Below are 16768 nucleotides of genomic sequence, written 5' to 3'. Positions count from 1 at the left end.
CTTTCCTTTCTGCTTGTTATGTCGCATTCGCGAACGTCCGAGCGGGATTAACCCGTCGAACCTAGATGCCCATCTTCTTTTTGGTGACCCTGGTCGGCATCGCCTCCAGTGGATTATCCGGCCAGTAGTGGCGGGGATAGCGCCCCTTCATCTCTTTCTTCACCTGCTCGTAGGATCCAGCCCAGAAGGCGGCCAGATCGGCGGTGATCTGCAGCGGTCGCTGGGCGGGGGAGAGCAGCTCCACCACCAGCGGCACCCGGCCATCGGCCACGCAGGGGGTCGAACCTTGCCCGAACATCTCCTGAATGCGCACCGGGATTACCGGTGCCTGCCCCGGTTGATAGCGGATCCGCACCCGGCTGCCGGTCGGTGCCGCAAAGTGGCTCGGCAGCGCCTCGTCCAGCCGTTTGGGCAACGGCCAGGGCAGGGATTGGCGCAGGATGTCGCTCATATTGAGCTTTTTCAACTGCTCCAGCCGGGTCATGCCGCTCACCGCTGGCAGCAGCCACTGTTCCAGCGTGGCCAGCAAATTTTCCTCATCCATAGCGGGCCACCCCTCATCGGGCAGCCAGTCGCGGGCGCAGCGCAGACGGGCCAGCAGCCCTTCGCTGCTCTCGTCCCACGGCAGCACATGCAGCCCCTTGCGGCGAATGCCTTGCAGCAGGCAGCGCCCTTTCTGCTCGTCAGAGAGTTCGGTCAGCGGTCGCTGGTTCAGCACCAGCTCGCCGATCACCTGCTGGCGCTCGGCGCGCACCCGCTCTTCCCGCTCATCCCAGTCGAACCACTGCCGTTCGCTCACCAGCTCCGGCAGCAGGCGTACCAGCTCGTCCAGATCGACCGGTTCGGCGATAAAAATGCGGCTACCGCGCTCGTTCTGCCCCATCTCGATGGCGATAAGGGCGGCTTGTCCCTCACAGGGATGACCTTCTACCAGATCGCAGCTAACCCCACCACTGAGTTGATAGCGACTGCCGCTACGCAGTTTGCCGATGCGATCCGGCCAGGCGATAGCACAGAGTAGCCCCAGCCACTGACCCTGCGCATTGGCAGGGCGCACGCCAAGCCGTTCAAACCAGCGGGCAGCGTTCTGGCGCAGGGCGCTTTGACGGCGGTGGAACAACACAGAGAGGCGCTCTGATCCTCGCAGATCTTCTTCCTGCAACGCCACCAGATAAGCGGCATCGGCGACAATCCCTGTCAGACCTTCAGCTTCCAGCTCGCGGGCGCGCAGCAGCATGCGAGCGAGGCGAGGGTGAGTACCGAAGGCGGCCATGGCGCGGCCAGCGGGAGTGAGTTGTTGCTCACCCTCCGGCTTCATGGCGCCAAGGGCCACCAGCAACCTCTGGGCGCTGGCCACCGCGGCGGCGGGAGGCATATCGAGAAGCGGCAGATCTTCTACCTTGGCGCCCCACTGGGCGGCATCTATCAGCAGGCCGGTCAGCTCCTGAGTGAGAATATCTGGCGGGCTCTGCTCGGCGAGCCGCTCCTGCACCTCGCTGCTCCAGAGCCGGTAGCAGATACCGGGGCCGAGGCGACCGGCGCGGCCTGCCCGCTGGGTGGCGGAGGATTTGGCTATCTGGCGGGTCTCCAGTCGGGTGACACCGCTTTTCAAATCATAGGAGGCCCGTCGTTCCAGCCCGCTGTCGATAACGACAGAGACCCCTTCGATGGTGAGGGAGGTCTCCGCCACATTGGTGGTGAGCACCAGCTTACGGCGGCCCGCAGGCGCCGGTTCGATGGCCGCCTGCTGCGCCGCCATATCGAGGCGGCCGTAGAGGGGGGCGAGGGTCACGTCGTCCGGCAGTTTGTCTGCCAGCCATTGCGCCAGCCGCTCGATCTCACCCTGTCCCGGCAGAAAGACCAGTAGGCTGCCATCTTGCTCGGCCAGCGCTTCGAGTACCACGGCGCCGACCTGCGGCTCCAGCCACTGCTGGCGATTGGCGGGGCGGTAGTGGTAGTCGATGGGGAAACCGCGCCCTTCGGAGCGAACCACAGGGGCATCCGGCAGCAAGGTCTCGAGTGCCATGCCATCCAGGGTCGCGGACATCACCAGGAGCTTGAGGTCATCGCGCAATCCCTGCTGGCTCTCGATGGCGAAGGCCAGCGCGGTATCGGCGTGCAGGCTGCGTTCATGGAACTCATCGAAGATCACCAGCGAGACGCCAGTCAGCTCAGGGTCCTGCTGCAACATCCGGGTCAGCACCCCTTCGGTGACGATCTCGAGCCGGGTCGCTGAGCTGGTGCGGCTCTCGCCACGCACTCGCAGGCCGATGCGCTCGCCCATCTTCTCCCCCAGCTGGCGCGCCAGAAAAGTGGCGATATTGCGTGCCGCGAGACGTCTTGGTTCCAGCATGATGATGCGGCCGGGCAGCCGGTTCTGACGCACCAGCTCCAGCGGCAGCAGGGTCGATTTGCCCGCGCCGGGGGGCGCCTGCAGGAGCACGCTGGTGTGGCTGTTGAGGGCGGCAAAGAGTTCGGGCAATACCGAAACGATGGGGAGCTGGGACAAAGCGATGAGCACCTTCTGTGGCAACCGGTAAAACGGCGCCTATTCTGCCACAGCCACCCGCGCCACCGTGAGTGGATGTGCGCAGATGGCCACTCGGGCGGGAGGGTGGCGAGACATGGCCGGATGGCTGCCATAGAATGGGCCCATCCAATGAGCGTGAAAAAGGCATTATCACCACATGGCCAAACTCTTCTTTGCCCTGCCCGTCAAGGAGCTCGCCCCCGAGCTCATCGCCTGGCGCGATCAGCTGCCCTGGCCCGGTCAGCCGGTGCCGCAAGCCAACCTCCACCTGACCCTGGCCTTTCTGGGTGAGGCGGACGAGTTGACCACCCGCCGCCTGATCGCCGCCGTGGAGCGTCAGCACTGTCCGCCGCTCTCCATCAGGCTGGATGAGACCGGCTGGTTCAGCCGGGCCAAGGCAGCCTGGATTGGCCCGAAGGAGTGGCCCAACGAGCTGACCGTGCTGGCAAAGGCGCTGCGCCGCCACGGCGAGAAGCTGCGCCTTGGCAATGGCGAGCAGGGCTATCGCCCCCATGTCACCCTGTCGCGCAAGGCGGTTGAGGCACCGGCCATCCAGCCTGCTCCCAATTTTCTGCTGCAGGCCGATGAGTTCTGCCTCTATCAATCCATCTCGACTCCGGACGGGGTGCGCTATGAGCCGCTTGCCTGCTGGCCGCTGCGTGCCCGGGTAAAAGAAGATGCGCGGAGGGCTAACCCGTGATTTTTGATCCCCCCCTGCAATCGGGCCAGCTGGTGGCCCGCTACAAGCGCTTTCTGACCGATGTGCAACTCGATAACGGCGAGGTCATTACTATCCACTGCGCCAATACCGGTGCCATGACCGGTTGTGCCGATCCGGGCACCCGGGTCTGGTACTCCACCTCCGATAACCCCAAGCGCAAGCTGCCCAACAGCTGGGAGATCGCCGAAAGCCCGGCGGGCCACTTTATCTGCGTCAACACGGCGCGCGCCAACCAGATCGCCCGGGAGTTGATCGAGCAGGAGGCCATCGCTCCGCTGGCGGGTTACAGCCGGTTGCGCACCGAGGTGAAGTATGGCGAAGAGAACAGTCGCATCGATCTGTTGCTGGAAGATGACGATAAGGGTAATTGTTACATCGAGGTAAAATCGGTCACCCTGCTCGACGAGCGGGAGGAGGCTGGCATGGGCTACTTCCCCGATGCGGTCACCGCCCGTGGTGCCAAGCATTTGCGCGAGTTGATGGCGATGAAAGCGGCGGGCCACAGGGCCGTGCTGCTCTTTATGGTGTTGCACTCCGGAATAAGCCGGATGCGCCCTGCAACCCATATAGATCCGCACTATAGTCTGCTAATTGAGCAGGCAATCGCGGCGGGGGTTGAAATTTTATGCTATCGGCCCCATGTTGGGGTGCAAGGCATGGTGGCTCAAGGGTTTATCCCGTTTGAATCTGGTCACCTGTTACCCGAGGGGAGTGCATAAATATTGGAGTGGGTAACATTATTGGTACGGCTCGTTTGCTTACCCGTTACCCTTCTGCTATAGATGTCGCCCTCAATTTATGGATGGCACGGGTAGCGTGCTGAATTAGGAGACAGGGCATGCCAACAGGCGAAAACAGGAAATCTCTGGGCCCCCTGGCCATTGCGGGTGTCGCGCCTTACCAGGAAAAGCCGGGTGAGGAGTACATGAATGACCAACAAAAGGCGCATTTTCGCAAGATCCTGGGTGCCTGGCGCAACCAACTGATGCAGGAAGTTGATCGTACCGTCGACCATATGAAAGACGAGGCTGCCAACTTCCCGGATCCCGTGGATCGTGCCGCGCAAGAAGAAGAGTTCGCTCTTGAACTGCGTACCCGCGACCGTGAACGCAAGCTGATCAAGAAGATCGAGAAGACCTTGCAGCTGCTTGAAGACGATGATTTCGGTTACTGCGAACACTGCGGTATCGAGATCGGTATCCGTCGTCTGGAAGCCCGTCCGACTGCCGACCTCTGTGTCGATTGCAAGACGCTGGCCGAGATCAAGGAAAAACAGATGGCCGGTTGATCCCGACCCTCTGGTATATGAAAAAGGGAGCTCGCGGGCTCCCTTTTTTATTGAGCTTTTGGCGGTCGCGCCCCAGAATGCAGCCTCAATGAATCGCTTACCCGAATAGTCATGCCAGTGAATTTCCCGTCCTCACCCCTTGTGCGCCCCTATGTCGGCCGCTTTGCCCCCTCACCCTCAGGCCCGCTTCATTTCGGTTCGCTGATCGCCGCCCTCGGCAGCTTTTTGCAGGCCAGAGCGCAGCAGGGGCGCTGGCTGGTTCGCATCGAAGATATCGATCCGCCGCGGGAAATGGCGGGGGCAGCGCACCTGATCCTCAAAACCCTTGAGGCATATGGCCTCGAGTGGGATGGGGAGGTGATGTTCCAGAGCGCGCGCCATAGTCGTTATGACGAGATCATCGACCAGCTCTATCGGGCGGGGGATCTCTACTGGTGCCGCTGCACCCGGCGAGAAATCATGGCCGCGGGCGGTCTCTACAGCGGCCACTGCCGCACCCTCGGGCTTGCGGCCGAAGGTTGCGCCGCCCGGCTGCGCCAGCACCATCCGGTCTACCACTTCGACGATCGCTTGCAGGGCCATATCGCGGTCCCGGCGGCGCTTGCCGAGGAGGATTTTATTATCCGCCGCCGCGACGGGCTTTACGCCTACAACCTGGCAGTGGTGGTGGATGATATGGACAGCGGCATCACCGAGATAGTGCGCGGTGCCGATCTGCTGGAGCCCACGGTGCGCCAGATTGCCCTCTACCAGACCCTGGGGGCGCCGGTGCCCGACTGGGTGCACCTGCCGCTGGCGGTACTGGCCGATGGCAACAAGCTCTCCAAGCAGAACCATGCGCCGGCCCTGGCGCTCGATGAGGTGCGACCGGCCCTGTGGCAGGCGCTGCACTTCCTCGGCCAGTGCCCGCCGCCCGAGCTGATGGCGAGCCGGATTGACGAGATCATCCGGTGGGGTATCGCTAACTGGCAGCTCGAACGGGTGCCCGCCAGCGAGAAAATCCCGCTGGACCTTGAGTAAAAAGAGCCGGTTTTCGTGTAATAGGACGTGAGCTATGCGCAGATAGACGGCTATTTTTTGGCTCTGTTTGATTCAAATGAGCTGAAGTAGCCACATGGTTTTTCATTTGTGCAGGCGTGAGCTATGTGCAGATAGACCGCTATTTTCGCTGGCAGACGGTTTCATGCGGGATCAATTGTCAGCACGGTTTTTCATTTGGTTAGGCGTGAGCTATGATAGGCCGCTATTTTTTGGCCTCCCGTCAATTTAGAAGTCATGAAGAGGTGTACCATTTTTTCCCAGATCGCAAACTTTTGCCGCAAGGTGCTCGGCAAGGAAGACGGCGAGCAGTCGGTGGAATCCCCCATTCCAGCCCGTGTCGCCGGTCAACGTCGTACCTTAAGCCGTGATCAGCACCCTATTTCGCGCAAAGAGATCAGCGAGAATGCACTCAAGGTGCTCTATCGCCTGAACAAAGGGGGCTATGAGGCCTACCTGGTCGGCGGCGGAGTCCGGGATCTGCTGCTCGGGAAGACGCCCAAGGATTTCGACATCGCAACCGATGCGACGCCGGAGCAGATCAAGGCGCTGTTCAGCAACTGCCGCCTGATTGGCCGTCGTTTCCGCCTGGCCCACATTGTCTTTGGTCGTGACGTGATCGAAGTGGCCACCTTCCGGGGTCACCACCATCAGGTCAATACCAGCAAACATGTGTCGGCCCAGTCTGATGAAGGCATGCTGCTGCGCGACAACGTCTACGGCACCATCGAAGAGGATGCCGAGCGCCGCGACTTTACCGTCAACGCCCTCTACTACAGCGCCAAAGATTTCACCCTGCACGATTTCGAAGGGGGTCTGGAAGATCTGGCCGAGCGCAAGCTTGAGCTGATCGGCGATCCCGAGACCCGTTATCGTGAAGATCCGGTGCGGATGCTGCGCGCCGTGCGCTTTGCCGCCAAGCTGGACATGACCATCAGCCCGCGTACCGCCGCCCCCATCAAGGAGCTGGCGCCACTGCTGCAAGACATCCCTGCTGCCCGCCTGTTTGAGGAGACCCTCAAGCTGTTCCTGGCTGGCGACGGTCTGGCGACCTACAAACTGCTGCGCGAGTATGGCCTGTTCCAACAGCTCTTCCCGCAAGTGGCGGCGCTGTTTACCCCGCATGGCAACTCGCCTTACGAACAGTTTATCGAGCAGGCGCTGATCGATACCGACACACGCGTTCGTGAAGACAAGCGCGTCACCCCCGCCTTCCTCTACGCCACCCTGCTGTGGGGCTGCGTCGAGGCCCGTGGTCGGGTGCTGGAGAACGAGAGCGGCCTGCCCTGGTATGACGCCTTCATGCTGGCGATCAACGAGGTACTGGACAATCAGGTGCGGATCATCGCCGTTCCACGCCGTTTCACCACAGATGTCCGCGACATCTGGGCACTGCAACAGCGGCTGACCCGTCGTCAGGGCAAGCACCCCGAGCGCGCCATGGAGCATCCCAAGTTCCGCGCGGCGTTCGACTTCCTGTTGCTGCGCAACCGGGTCGAGCGCGGTCTCGGTGAGCTGGCCAGCTGGTGGGAGCGCTATGTTGCCTCCAATCCGGATGTGCGCCCGCAACTGCAGCGTGAAGCGACCCGTCGCCCGGCTAGCGGTGAGCGCGGCGAGGCTCGCAGCCACGATGGCGAGAAGCGCAGCAGCAACAGCCGCAACCGCCGTCGCCCCCGTCGCCGCAAACCGAAAGTGGCCGAGTGACAACAGACGTGATGACCGAGGTCTTCATCGCCATTGGTTCCAACCTGTCTGATCCGCTGGGTCAGGCTCGTCGCGCCGTTGCCGCGTTGGCAAGGTTGCCGGAATCTGTGCTGGTGGAGGCCTCGTCGTTTTACAGCAGCCGCCCCATGGGGCCTGCTGACCAACCGGACTACGTCAATGCCGTGGCCCGGCTCAATACCCGGCTCGCGCCCCTTGCGCTGCTGGATCAATTACAAAAAATCGAGCTGGAACAGGGACGTGTGCGCAAAGATGAGCGGTGGGGGCCGAGAACTCTGGATCTCGATCTGCTGCTCTATGGGGATCAGGTGATCAACCATGAGCGCCTGATCGTACCCCACTACGGCATGAAGGAGCGGGAGTTCGTGCTGCTGCCCCTTGCCGAAATTGCGCCTGCTCTGGTGCTGCCCTGCGGCACCCCGCTCGCCCGACTGGTTGCCCGCTGCCCGCACAATGATTTGGCCATCATTGCCCCGCGTGCAGACGTACAGGAGCCTCTATGAGCAAGATCACCACCGCCAGCCTGCTGAAGATGAAGCAGGAAGGTCAAAAGTTCACCGCCATCACCGCCTATGACGCCACCTTTGCCAAGCTGTTCGACGACGAGGGTTCCCACGTGCTGCTCATCGGCGATTCGCTGGGCATGGTGCTGCAAGGGGGTCAGGATACCCTGGCGGTCAACATGGATGAGATGGTCTATCACACCCGCTGTGTGGCGCGCGGTGCCAGCAAGGCACTGGTGGTCGCCGACATGCCGTTCATGAGCTACGCCACCCCCGAGCAGACTTACCAGAACGCTGCCCGCCTGATGGCGGCCGGTGCCCGCATGGTGAAGATGGAAGGGGGCGACTGGCTGTGTGACTCCATCCGCCACCTCACCCGCAACGGGGTGCCGGTGTGCGGTCACCTCGGCCTCACTCCGCAATCCGTTCATGTCTTTGGCGGCTTCAAGGTGCAGGGGCGCGATGAGTTTCAGGCGCAGGAGATCTACCGTCAGGCCCTCGAACTGCAAGCGGCCGGTATCCAGCTGCTGGTGCTCGAGTGTGTGCCCACTGCGCTGGCCGAGCGCATCACCAAGGCGCTTCGCATCCCGGTGATCGGCATTGGTGCCGGCCCCGCGACCGACGGTCAAATTTTGGTGATGCACGATGCCTTTGGCGTCACCTCCGGCTATGTGCCCAAGTTCACCAAGAACTTCCTGGCCGAGACCGGCGATGTGCGTGCCGCCATCCGCCTCTATGTGCAGCAGGTGAGCGAGGGGAGCTTCCCCGGCCCGGAGCACTGCTTCAACTGATCCTGGCGGTTGCATGATGGGGGCTGCGGCCCCCGTCTCTGCTTATCAGCCTTGCACAGTTAATCCGTATAGCTAATCCGTATCTTATTGATTCATCTAAAGGTGAACTGCTGATAGCCATGTTCGTGCCCTATCCAGCCCGAGCGCTACCGGTAGATGCAACCCGTCTCTCTTTTTGATTTATCGGAAGGTGAACTGCTGATGTTGGTCGTAAATAATCCCGTCGTTCTGCGTGAGCAGATCAGCCAATGGCGCCGTGAAGGGCGTGCCATCGCATTCGTGCCCACCATGGGCAATCTGCATCAGGGCCACCTGACGCTGGTGAAAGAGGCGCACAGCCACGCCGAGAAAGTGGTGGTCAGCATCTTCGTCAACCCGATGCAGTTCGATAAGGCCGAGGATCTTGCCAACTATCCGCGCACTCTGGAGCAGGATTGCGCTGCGCTGGAAGCGGCCGGTGTCGATATGGTGTTCACCCCGACCCCGGAGATCATGTATCCGCAGGGGCTGGCGAGCCAGACCTTCGTCGAGGTGCCGGGTCTCTCCAATCTGCTGGAGGGAGCGCTGCGCCCGGGTCACTTCCGTGGTGTCAGTACCGTCGTCACCAAGCTGTTCAATCTGGTACAGCCGGATGTGGCCTGCTTTGGCCAGAAGGATTACCAGCAGCTGGCGCTTATTCGCAAGATGGTGGCCGATATGGCGATGCCCATCGAGATCGTCGGCGTGCCCACCGTGCGGGCCGAAGACGGGCTGGCACTCTCTTCCCGCAACGGCTATCTGACGGCTGCCGAGCGGGCCATCGCCCCCGAGCTGGCGCGCACCATGAACTGGATCGCCGAGCAGATCGAAGCGGGTGACCACCACCTGCCCTCCTTGGTGGCGCAGGCCAGCCAACGCCTCGACAACGCCGGTTTTCGTACCGATGCCATCGACATCGTCGATGCCGCCACCCTCGAATCCGCCACTGACGAGAGCGCGCAGCTGGTGATCCTGATGGCCGCTTATCTTGGCAAGGCCCGCCTTATCGACAATCAAGTGGTCACGCTGCAGCAAGCCTGAGCCCGCCACAACCAGGAGGATCCCATGTCCAAGAAGGTTTACTGCATTGCCCAATTCCTGCCCAAACCCGGTCAGGAGCAAGCCCTGTTTCAGGTGCTGCAGGCGCTCGAGCCCAACACCCTGCGTGAGGATGGCTGCCTGCAATATCGGGTGACCCGCCACATCGCCAGCCCCTTTGCCGAGGGGGAGAGTTTCCCCATCGTGTTCAATGAGATTTGGCAAGATATGGCCTCTTTCGAGGCGCACTGCCAGCGCGCGGAGATCAAGGCTTTCTTCGAGCGTTACTGTCTGGCGGAAGATGGTTTGGCCGCCAAGTGGAATGTCTGCGTCTATAGCGACGAACCCGAACAGTACGACGCCCCCGTAAAGAAGTAATTCCCCCGATTGCCAGCGGACGCCCCTCGGGCGTCCGCTGCTTTTTCACGCCTGCACTCTCCTGCATTCCGGCGTTTTGTTCTGCGGCCCAGCCCGCATCTCCCTTCGTTTCTATCCACTTTCGGCCTGATGGCCACTACAGGTATTCATGATGTTTGTCCTGATTGCATCGCTTGTTTTCTGTCTGCTCTGTTTTGCTCTCACCCGGTTGCCTACCGGTTTGCCGCTCTCGCGCAAGGTGCTTGCGGGTCTGTTGCTTGGCGCCCTGTTCGGGCTGGCGCTGCAACTGGGGTGGGGCGCCGATGATGCCGGCGTCCAGCAGACCCTGGAGTGGGTCAATATCGTCGGTGGCGGCTATGTCAGCCTGCTCAAGGTGGTGATGATGCCGCTGGTGTTCACCTCCATCCTCTCCGCCATCAACAAGCTGGAGCAGGCCCAGTCCCTTGGCAAGATCAGCGCCGTGCTGATCTGTTCCATGCTGACGTTGGTGATGATCGCCGGTGTGGTGGGGATGACCATTACCCACCTGAGCGGTCTCACCGCAGCCGGGTTGTTGAGTCACGGCAGCGACACGGCAGCCCTGCAACAGAGTATGAGCACCATCGACAGTGCCCAGACCCTGCCTGCCCTGCTGCTCTCGCTGGTGCCCACCAACTTTGCCGCCGATATGGCGGGTAGCCGCGGCCTCTCGGTGATCGGCGTGGTGATCTTTACCGTGCTGGCGGGGGTTGCCCTGCTGCAGTTGAAGGCGGAGCATCCACAGGCCGGTGCTCGCGCCGCCGTGGCCATCGACACCCTGCAACTGTGGGTGATGAAGATGGTGCGGGTGGTGATTGCGCTCACCCCCTATGGCGTAATGGCGCTGATCGTCCGGGTGGTGGCTCACTATCCACTGAGCGAGATCCTCAGTCTGCTCGGCTTTATTCTGGTCTGCTACGTCGCCATTCTGGCGATGTTTGCGGTACACATGGTGATCCTGCTGCTGATCGGTCAGAACCCGCTGCACTACCTGCGGGAAGTGTGGGGCGTGCTCACCTTCGCTTTTGTCTCCCGCAGCAGCGCGGCTTCCATCCCGCTCAGTATCGAGACCCAGCAACGTCTTGGCGTGCCCTCCAACATCGCCAACTTTGCCGCCTCGTTCGGTGCCAACCTCGGCCAGAACGGCTGCGCCGGCATCTATCCGGCCATGATGGTGGCGATGATTGCTCCCATGCTCGGTATCAACCCGTTTGATCCCCTGTTCCTGCTGACTCTGCTGCCGGTGATTGCGCTGGGCTCCATCGGGGTGGCCGGCGTCGGCGGTGGCGGCACCTTCGCCGCGCTGATCGTGCTCTCCACCCTCAACTTCCCCATCGCACTGGTGGGGGTGATGATCGCCATCGAGCCGCTGGTGGATATGGGCCGCACCGCCCTCAACGTCAACGGCTCCATCATGGCGGCCATGATCACCAAGCGGTTGCTGGGCAAGCAGCAGCTGGCCCAAGCGGAGCAGCCGCAGGAGCAGGCCGCCAGCTAACCCTGAGTGCCACGTAATATGAAAGAAGCCCGCAGTTGCGGGCTTCTTTATGTCGACTGTATTGCCTTGTGAGCAGACGCGGTCATTCGGCAGATACGGGGTAACCGGCCCCTTTCCAGGCAAAGATGCCGCCCGGCACCCGATAGACCTGCTGATAGCCCTGAGTCACCGCCCAGGCGGCAGCGTTGTGGCTGCGGCCGCACTTGACGAAGCCGCAGTAGATCACCACAGGACGGGACTTGTCTTCACCCAACAGCGCCTGGAACTGCTCCGCCGTGCCGCTCCCCTCGACGATTTCGCTCCAGTTATCGCCGGACTTGGCCTCCTTCACGAAGACAAAGTTTTTGGCGCCCGGAATGTGCTCTTTCTTGTAGGAGTCCTCATAGGGCATGGTGTCGATGATCACCAGCTCCTCGCCCTTGTCCATGCGGGTCTTCAGCTCGGCTACGGTCAGCAGCTGATAGCCCCCCTGCTGCGCCTCCTGTGCCAGTTGCACTGCCGACTGCTCCAGCTTCACCTCCTGCTCGAACTGGTTGTCGCCACAGCCACCGAGGGCAAAGCTGGCGGCGATCAGCGAGGCCAGCAGGGGGCGGGATCGCAATGTCATCATGTCACTACTCCTTTAGAACGGGAAAAACGGGGCGGAAAGTTCGCAGCAGGGCGCCCGCAAGCGTCAGTAGCAGCAGATCCCGCACAATGGCCTCCGGCAACGAGCTGAGATCAGCCCTGCCCAGACAGCCGCAAGAGATGTCGAGCCCGATGGCAACGCCATAGCCCAACACCGGAATAAACAGGGCGAGCAGCCCGATCACCAGCCAGAGTCCCCAGCGCCGGTTGGCGATGACCGCAAGCCCAGCACAGAGCTCAAGGGCGATCAGCCCCCAGGCCACTGGCGGGATCAGTGACGGCCAGATCAGCCCGAAGGCCGCGATCTGTTCGACAAACAGGGCGGGGGATGTCAGCTTGAACCCGGCAGAGGCGAGGAAGAATCCCCCCAGCGCCAGATTGGCCAGCATGCGCAGATAAACAGCCATGGGATAGCTCTTTATCATCCATGACTCCGACTGCCAACCACTGGCGTTTGCTTCGCCATGTCCGGGCTATCGGCCGGATAGCGGGCCAGCTCCTGATAGTCGCCGTCCGCTTCGCAGCGAAAGACGGCGGCGGTTTCACCGCTTTGGCACCACTGTGACCACTCGTCTGGCGGGCAGTGGAGGCGAATGGCGAGGCCACAGCCGGCGCTGAGCAGGCGCGGCACGTCGCAGACCCGAAACGACTGGTCGTGCTGCTCCAGCCGCTTGCGTAGTCTGACCGTGCCGAGGGTAGAGTGGAACAGGTAGAGAAACTCCTGATTCATGATTTGCCTCCCGTGCTGGCGCGCGCGCCGAACAGGGCGGCACCCAGCGCACCGGCAAACTGGGCATCCGGGTGGGTGGCCACTTCGCAGCCCAACCCTTCGGCCAGATAGTGGCGGAAGGTGGCGCAGTGGCTGACGCCGCCGGTAAAGAGTACGCTCGGTCGGGCGCCGAGGCGGCCGATAAAGTTGGCACTGCGCCGGGCCATGGAGCAGACGATACCGGCCAGGATTGACTCGGCCGGAATGCCCGCCGAGCGCAGGCTGATCGCCTCCGATTCGGCAAACACGGTACACATGCTGCTGATGTCGTGGGGCTCGGCCCCTTGCAGCAGTTCGTCAAGCTGCTCGACCCGAGCTCCCAGAGTGCGGGTAATCACCTCGAGAAAGCGACCGGTGCCGGCGGCGCACTTGTCGTTCATCAGAAAATCGGTGAGGTTGCCGTCGCTATCGAGCTGGATCACCTTGCTGTCCTGCCCGCCGATGTCGATGACGGTGTGTACCGATGGGCAGAGCAGGCGAGCGCCCAGCCCGTGGCAGGAGATCTCGGTGACCCGGCGATCGGCGAACGACGCCAGATCCCGGCCATAGCCGGTCAGCGTCAGATAAGGTCGTTGGGGAAAATCGGCCGAGAGCTCCTCCCAGCCTTGCTCGATGGCAGCCAGCGGACGAAAGGGGGTCGGCACCAGAAAACGGCGGACGATACGCCCGCCATCCCGGCTGTCGAACAGGATCCCCTTGGTCGCGGTGGAGCCCGAGTCAATCCCGATGGAGAGTGACACGGCGCCTCCTTACAGCATCTCGATAAAGGCGGCCAGCCGGGTGGCCAGTTGTCCCTTGTCGGCGCTGGAGTAGTCGGTCTCGACTGCCATGTAGGGGATGCCGTGGCGTTCGCGCACATGGCGCTTGATGGCGAGCGACTCCACCGCATAGGTGTGGCAAGCCTGCAGGATCACATCGATCACTCCGTCCGCCTGATACTCCTCCACCATCTGGCTCAGCAGATTCATGCGCTGGTGGTTGGGGGAGATGCAGGAGCAGCCGATGGCCAGATACTTGTCGGTCAGCGCATCGAACGGATCGCCCTCCTCGCTGACGCACTGCTCGGTCGCCTTGGCGCCGGTGCAGTTCTCGTAACCCACCACCCAGCCGCCGTGCTCCTCGATGAGACGCACCACCTTGTCGGCCGCGCCGCCGATGGGGCAGCCGGTGATGAGGATGCGCGGGCGGGCATCGAGCCGCTTGCCCTCGGCATACTCTACCTTGATGCGGCGGGTCATCTCCTGCAGCTCGCTGATGAGCTGCTCCTTGTCGAAGCGGAAGGTGGCACCATAGACCACCTTGAGCAGGTCGGTACCGCTGAGTGCCGGCGGATTGAGCTGGCCCAGCCGGTAGAAATCGGCCAGCGCGCGGCGCTCGCGGTTTTTCAGCACGATGGCGTCTCGCAATGCCTGCTCGCTGATGGGCTTGCCGAACTGCTGCTCCAGCAACTCCTTGAAGCGGACGATTTCGCTGCGCCACAGGGTGCGGGAGGCCTCGTCATCGGCCCGGTTGGGCAACTGCATCACATGCACCGGTTTGAACTCGGCCATGTACTCGTACATCTTCTTCTTGCCGTCGCAGGTGGTTTCCCCCACCACCAGATCGGAGAAGTAGAAGTAGGGGCACTTGTCGGTCTTGCCGAACCCGTAGCTGCTCTTGATCAGCGGGCAGAGGTTGCGGGGCAGGTCTTTCTCGGCCTCCTCGATGGTCTCGTCGCTGGTGGAGCAGAGCGAGACCACCACTGCGCCGGCGGCCATCGCCACCTCCTGCGGCATAAAGGTGCAGTAGGTACCGACCAGGGGGATCTGTCGCTCCTTGAGTGCCATTACAGCCAGAAAGCCCTGACGACGGGCATCTGAAAAACTATCGAATATGGCTGGCAACTCGGTGATAAGTGACATAGGCGATCCTGCCCTGATGAGAGAAATGAAGAGACGGACGAGCCATCCGTGACGGCACATCCAACCGCGAGAATTATACCTTTGGGGGTAATTCGAAAATTGCGGTGGATCACAAGGCGTCAGGTAAATCCTTAATAACAGGCTGGTTATTGGGAAGGGGGCTGGCAGGTTGAAGGGGCTACAGGGGGAATAAAAAACGGGCACCGCGAGGTGCCCGTTTTGGCAATCAGTGGCGCAGGCCGGTGCCGCGGGAGATGAGCCACCAGGCGATACCGTAGAGGGCCACGATAAAGCCGATGATGATGAGGTAGGCGGTGCCGAGCGGCACGTCGGAGATACCGAGGAAACCGTAACGGAACGCGTTCACCATGTAGATGATGGGGTTCACCTGGGAGACACCCTGCCAGAAGGGGGGCAGCAGGCTGATGGAGTAGAACACTCCGCCCAGATAGGTGAGCGGCGTCAGCACGAAGGTGGGGATGATGCTGATGTCGTCGAAGGTCTTGGCAAACACCGCGTTGATGAGTCCACCCAGCGAGAAGAGGATGGCGGTCAGCAGCACGGTGAAGCAGACGCTGAACAGGTGGTGGATCTGCAGCGGCACGAAGAACAGCGATACCAGGGTGACGATAAGGCCAACGCAGAGGCCGCGTGCCACGCCCCCGCCCACGTAACCGGCGATGATGACGTAGTTGGGCACCGGTGCGACCAGCATCTCCTCGATATTGCGCTGGAACTTGGCGCTGAAGAAGGAGGAGGCGACGTTGGAGTAGGAGTTGGTGATCACCGACATCATGATGAGGCCGGGCACGATGAACTCCATGTAGGTGAAACCGCCCATGTCACCGATGCGCGAACCGATCAGGTTGCCGAAGATGACGAAGTAGAGGCTCATGGTGATGGCCGGTGGCACCAGGGTCTGGATCCAGATCCGGGTAAAGCGGCTCACCTCCTTGGCCAGAATGCTCTTGAAGGCGATGTAGTAGATGGCCAGATTCATGCTTTTCTCCCCTCTTCGACCAGATTGACGAACAGCTCTTCCAGCCGGTTGGCTTTGTTTCGCATGCTCACGACCTGCACCTGCTGGTTCGACAACTGCTCGAACAGGCTGTTGAGTGACTGGCTCTTGTCGAGATCCACTTCCAGGGTGCGTTCATCCGGCATGCGGCCGTTGAACTCTGGTACCTCAGGTACGGCAGAACCTGGCGCAAGGTCGAGCAGGAAGGTCTCACGACCCAGCTTGCCCAGCAGGTTTTTCATGCTGGTGTTCTCGATCAGACGACCCTTGTCGATGATGCCAATGTTGCGGCAGAGCATCTCCGCCTCTTCCAGATAGTGGGTAGTGAGGATGATGGTGACACCCTGCTCGTTGAGATCCTTGAGGAAGGTCCACATGGAGCGGCGGATCTCGATATCGACCCCGGCGGTCGGTTCATCGAGGATCAACAGCTTGGGCTCGTGCATCAGGGCGCGGGCGATCATCAGGCGGCGCTTCATGCCGCCGGAGAGAGTGCGGGCAGGCATGTCGCGCTTCTCCCACAGATCGAGCTGGCGCAGGTACTTCTCGGCGCGGATCTTGGCTTCCGCCTTGGGCACGCCGTAGAAACCGGCTTGATGGGTGACAATCTGGATCACCTTCTCGAATTGGCTGAAGTTGAACTCCTGCGGCACCAGCCCGAGCTGGGCCTTGGCCTGTTCCAGATCGCTGTCGATGTCGTAGCCAAATACCTTCACCTTGCCGGCGCTCTTGTTCACCAGCGAGCTGATGACGCCGATGGTGGTGGACTTGCCCGCGCCGTTCGGGCCGAGCAGGGCGAAGAAATCCCCCTGCCTGACGGTAAGATCGATGCCTTTAAGGGCTTCGACGCCCCCCTGATAGGTCTTTTTCAGGCCGCTGATTTCCAGTGCGTTCATTGCAACCTCTGTGA

General features: G+C 61.7%; 18 protein-coding genes. 10 read left to right on the top strand and 8 right to left on the bottom strand.

Annotated features, from left to right (window positions below):
• Nucleotides 1–61 precede the first annotated feature (61 nt).
• Entirely contained in the window at nucleotides 62–2509 is a 2448-nt protein-coding gene (hrpB, locus tag ACTG2S_RS18545; RefSeq protein WP_274160849.1) for an ATP-dependent helicase HrpB, read from the bottom strand.
• 178 nt (nucleotides 2510–2687) lie between these two features.
• Here hrpB and thpR point away from each other — a divergent pair, with 178 nt between their 5' ends.
• The 10 genes from thpR to ACTG2S_RS18495 all read left to right on the top strand — a co-directional run bounded on the left by thpR (nucleotide 2688) and on the right by ACTG2S_RS18495 (nucleotide 11543).
• Nucleotides 2688–3230: an RNA 2',3'-cyclic phosphodiesterase gene (gene thpR, locus ACTG2S_RS18540; protein WP_042079954.1), complete on the top strand. Its 543-nt coding sequence runs from the start codon at nucleotides 2688–2690 to the stop codon at nucleotides 3228–3230.
• On the top strand, nucleotides 3227–3970 hold the full coding sequence (gene sfsA / locus ACTG2S_RS18535) for a DNA/RNA nuclease SfsA (protein ID WP_274160850.1): 744 nt from the start codon (nucleotides 3227–3229) through the stop codon (nucleotides 3968–3970). Before thpR ends, sfsA begins: the two co-directional genes overlap by 4 nt.
• A 119-nt stretch (nucleotides 3971–4089) precedes the next feature.
• Entirely contained in the window at nucleotides 4090–4539 is a 450-nt protein-coding gene (dksA, locus tag ACTG2S_RS18530; RefSeq protein ID WP_005335644.1) for an RNA polymerase-binding protein DksA, read from the top strand.
• 111 nt (nucleotides 4540–4650) lie between these two features.
• Nucleotides 4651–5559, top strand: a complete 909-nt coding sequence (gluQRS, locus tag ACTG2S_RS18525) for a tRNA glutamyl-Q(34) synthetase GluQRS (protein WP_151287394.1) — start codon at nucleotides 4651–4653, stop codon at nucleotides 5557–5559.
• Nucleotides 5560–5814: 255 nt separating this feature from the next.
• A complete protein-coding gene (pcnB, locus tag ACTG2S_RS18520) occupies nucleotides 5815–7281 on the top strand; it encodes a polynucleotide adenylyltransferase PcnB (protein WP_005335642.1) in 1467 nt (488 codons plus the stop codon).
• A gap of 11 nt (nucleotides 7282–7292) precedes the next feature.
• A complete protein-coding gene (gene folK, locus ACTG2S_RS18515; protein WP_005354659.1) occupies nucleotides 7293–7802 on the top strand; it encodes a 2-amino-4-hydroxy-6-hydroxymethyldihydropteridine diphosphokinase in 510 nt (169 codons plus the stop codon).
• On the top strand, nucleotides 7799–8593 hold the full coding sequence (gene panB / locus ACTG2S_RS18510) for a 3-methyl-2-oxobutanoate hydroxymethyltransferase (protein ID WP_274160852.1): 795 nt from the start codon (nucleotides 7799–7801) through the stop codon (nucleotides 8591–8593). Before folK ends, panB begins: the two co-directional genes overlap by 4 nt.
• A 201-nt stretch (nucleotides 8594–8794) precedes the next feature.
• Entirely contained in the window at nucleotides 8795–9652 is an 858-nt protein-coding gene (gene panC / locus ACTG2S_RS18505; protein ID WP_005335639.1) for a pantoate--beta-alanine ligase, read from the top strand.
• 24 nt (nucleotides 9653–9676) lie between these two features.
• Nucleotides 9677–10027, top strand: a complete 351-nt coding sequence (locus tag ACTG2S_RS18500; RefSeq protein ID WP_005335638.1) for a putative quinol monooxygenase — start codon at nucleotides 9677–9679, stop codon at nucleotides 10025–10027.
• Between the two features lie 148 nt (nucleotides 10028–10175).
• A complete protein-coding gene (locus ACTG2S_RS18495) occupies nucleotides 10176–11543 on the top strand; it encodes a cation:dicarboxylate symporter family transporter (protein ID WP_274160853.1) in 1368 nt (455 codons plus the stop codon).
• A gap of 82 nt (nucleotides 11544–11625) precedes the next feature.
• Here the strand turns inward: ACTG2S_RS18495 and ACTG2S_RS18490 are convergent, their stop codons facing one another.
• From ACTG2S_RS18490 to ACTG2S_RS18460, 7 genes are all read right to left on the bottom strand, one after another.
• Entirely contained in the window at nucleotides 11626–12153 is a 528-nt protein-coding gene (locus tag ACTG2S_RS18490) for a rhodanese-like domain-containing protein (protein WP_274160854.1), read from the bottom strand.
• A 4-nt stretch (nucleotides 12154–12157) separates the two neighbouring features.
• Nucleotides 12158–12577 carry a MauE/DoxX family redox-associated membrane protein gene (locus ACTG2S_RS18485; protein ID WP_274160855.1) on the bottom strand — a complete coding sequence of 140 codons (420 nt, stop codon included), beginning with the start codon at nucleotides 12575–12577 and terminating at the stop codon, nucleotides 12158–12160.
• 14 nt (nucleotides 12578–12591) lie between these two features.
• Entirely contained in the window at nucleotides 12592–12900 is a 309-nt protein-coding gene (locus tag ACTG2S_RS18480; RefSeq protein WP_274160856.1) for a DUF3343 domain-containing protein, read from the bottom strand.
• Nucleotides 12897–13679, bottom strand: a complete 783-nt coding sequence (locus ACTG2S_RS18475; protein ID WP_439983089.1) for an acyl-CoA dehydratase activase — start codon at nucleotides 13677–13679, stop codon at nucleotides 12897–12899. Before ACTG2S_RS18475 ends, ACTG2S_RS18480 begins: the two co-directional genes overlap by 4 nt.
• Before the next feature lie 9 nt (nucleotides 13680–13688).
• On the bottom strand, nucleotides 13689–14840 hold the full coding sequence (locus ACTG2S_RS18470; protein WP_206901151.1) for a double-cubane-cluster-containing anaerobic reductase: 1152 nt from the start codon (nucleotides 14838–14840) through the stop codon (nucleotides 13689–13691).
• Nucleotides 14841–15066: 226 nt separating this feature from the next.
• Nucleotides 15067–15840 carry an ABC transporter permease gene (locus tag ACTG2S_RS18465; protein WP_019445351.1) on the bottom strand — a complete coding sequence of 258 codons (774 nt, stop codon included), beginning with the start codon at nucleotides 15838–15840 and terminating at the stop codon, nucleotides 15067–15069.
• Nucleotides 15837–16754 (bottom strand): ABC transporter ATP-binding protein, encoded by a 918-nt coding sequence (locus tag ACTG2S_RS18460; protein ID WP_005354634.1) that lies wholly within the window; start codon nucleotides 16752–16754, stop codon nucleotides 15837–15839. The genes ACTG2S_RS18465 and ACTG2S_RS18460 overlap by 4 nt, the downstream gene beginning before the upstream one ends.
• Nucleotides 16755–16768 lie beyond the last annotated feature (14 nt).

The organism is Aeromonas sp. 82P (genome assembly GCF_051919365.1).
In the GTDB taxonomy this organism is placed as follows: domain Bacteria; phylum Pseudomonadota; class Gammaproteobacteria; order Enterobacterales; family Aeromonadaceae; genus Aeromonas; species Aeromonas veronii.
The sequence above is the reverse complement of the archived record's forward strand: the minus strand, read 5'-3'. Positions and strand labels throughout refer to the sequence as shown.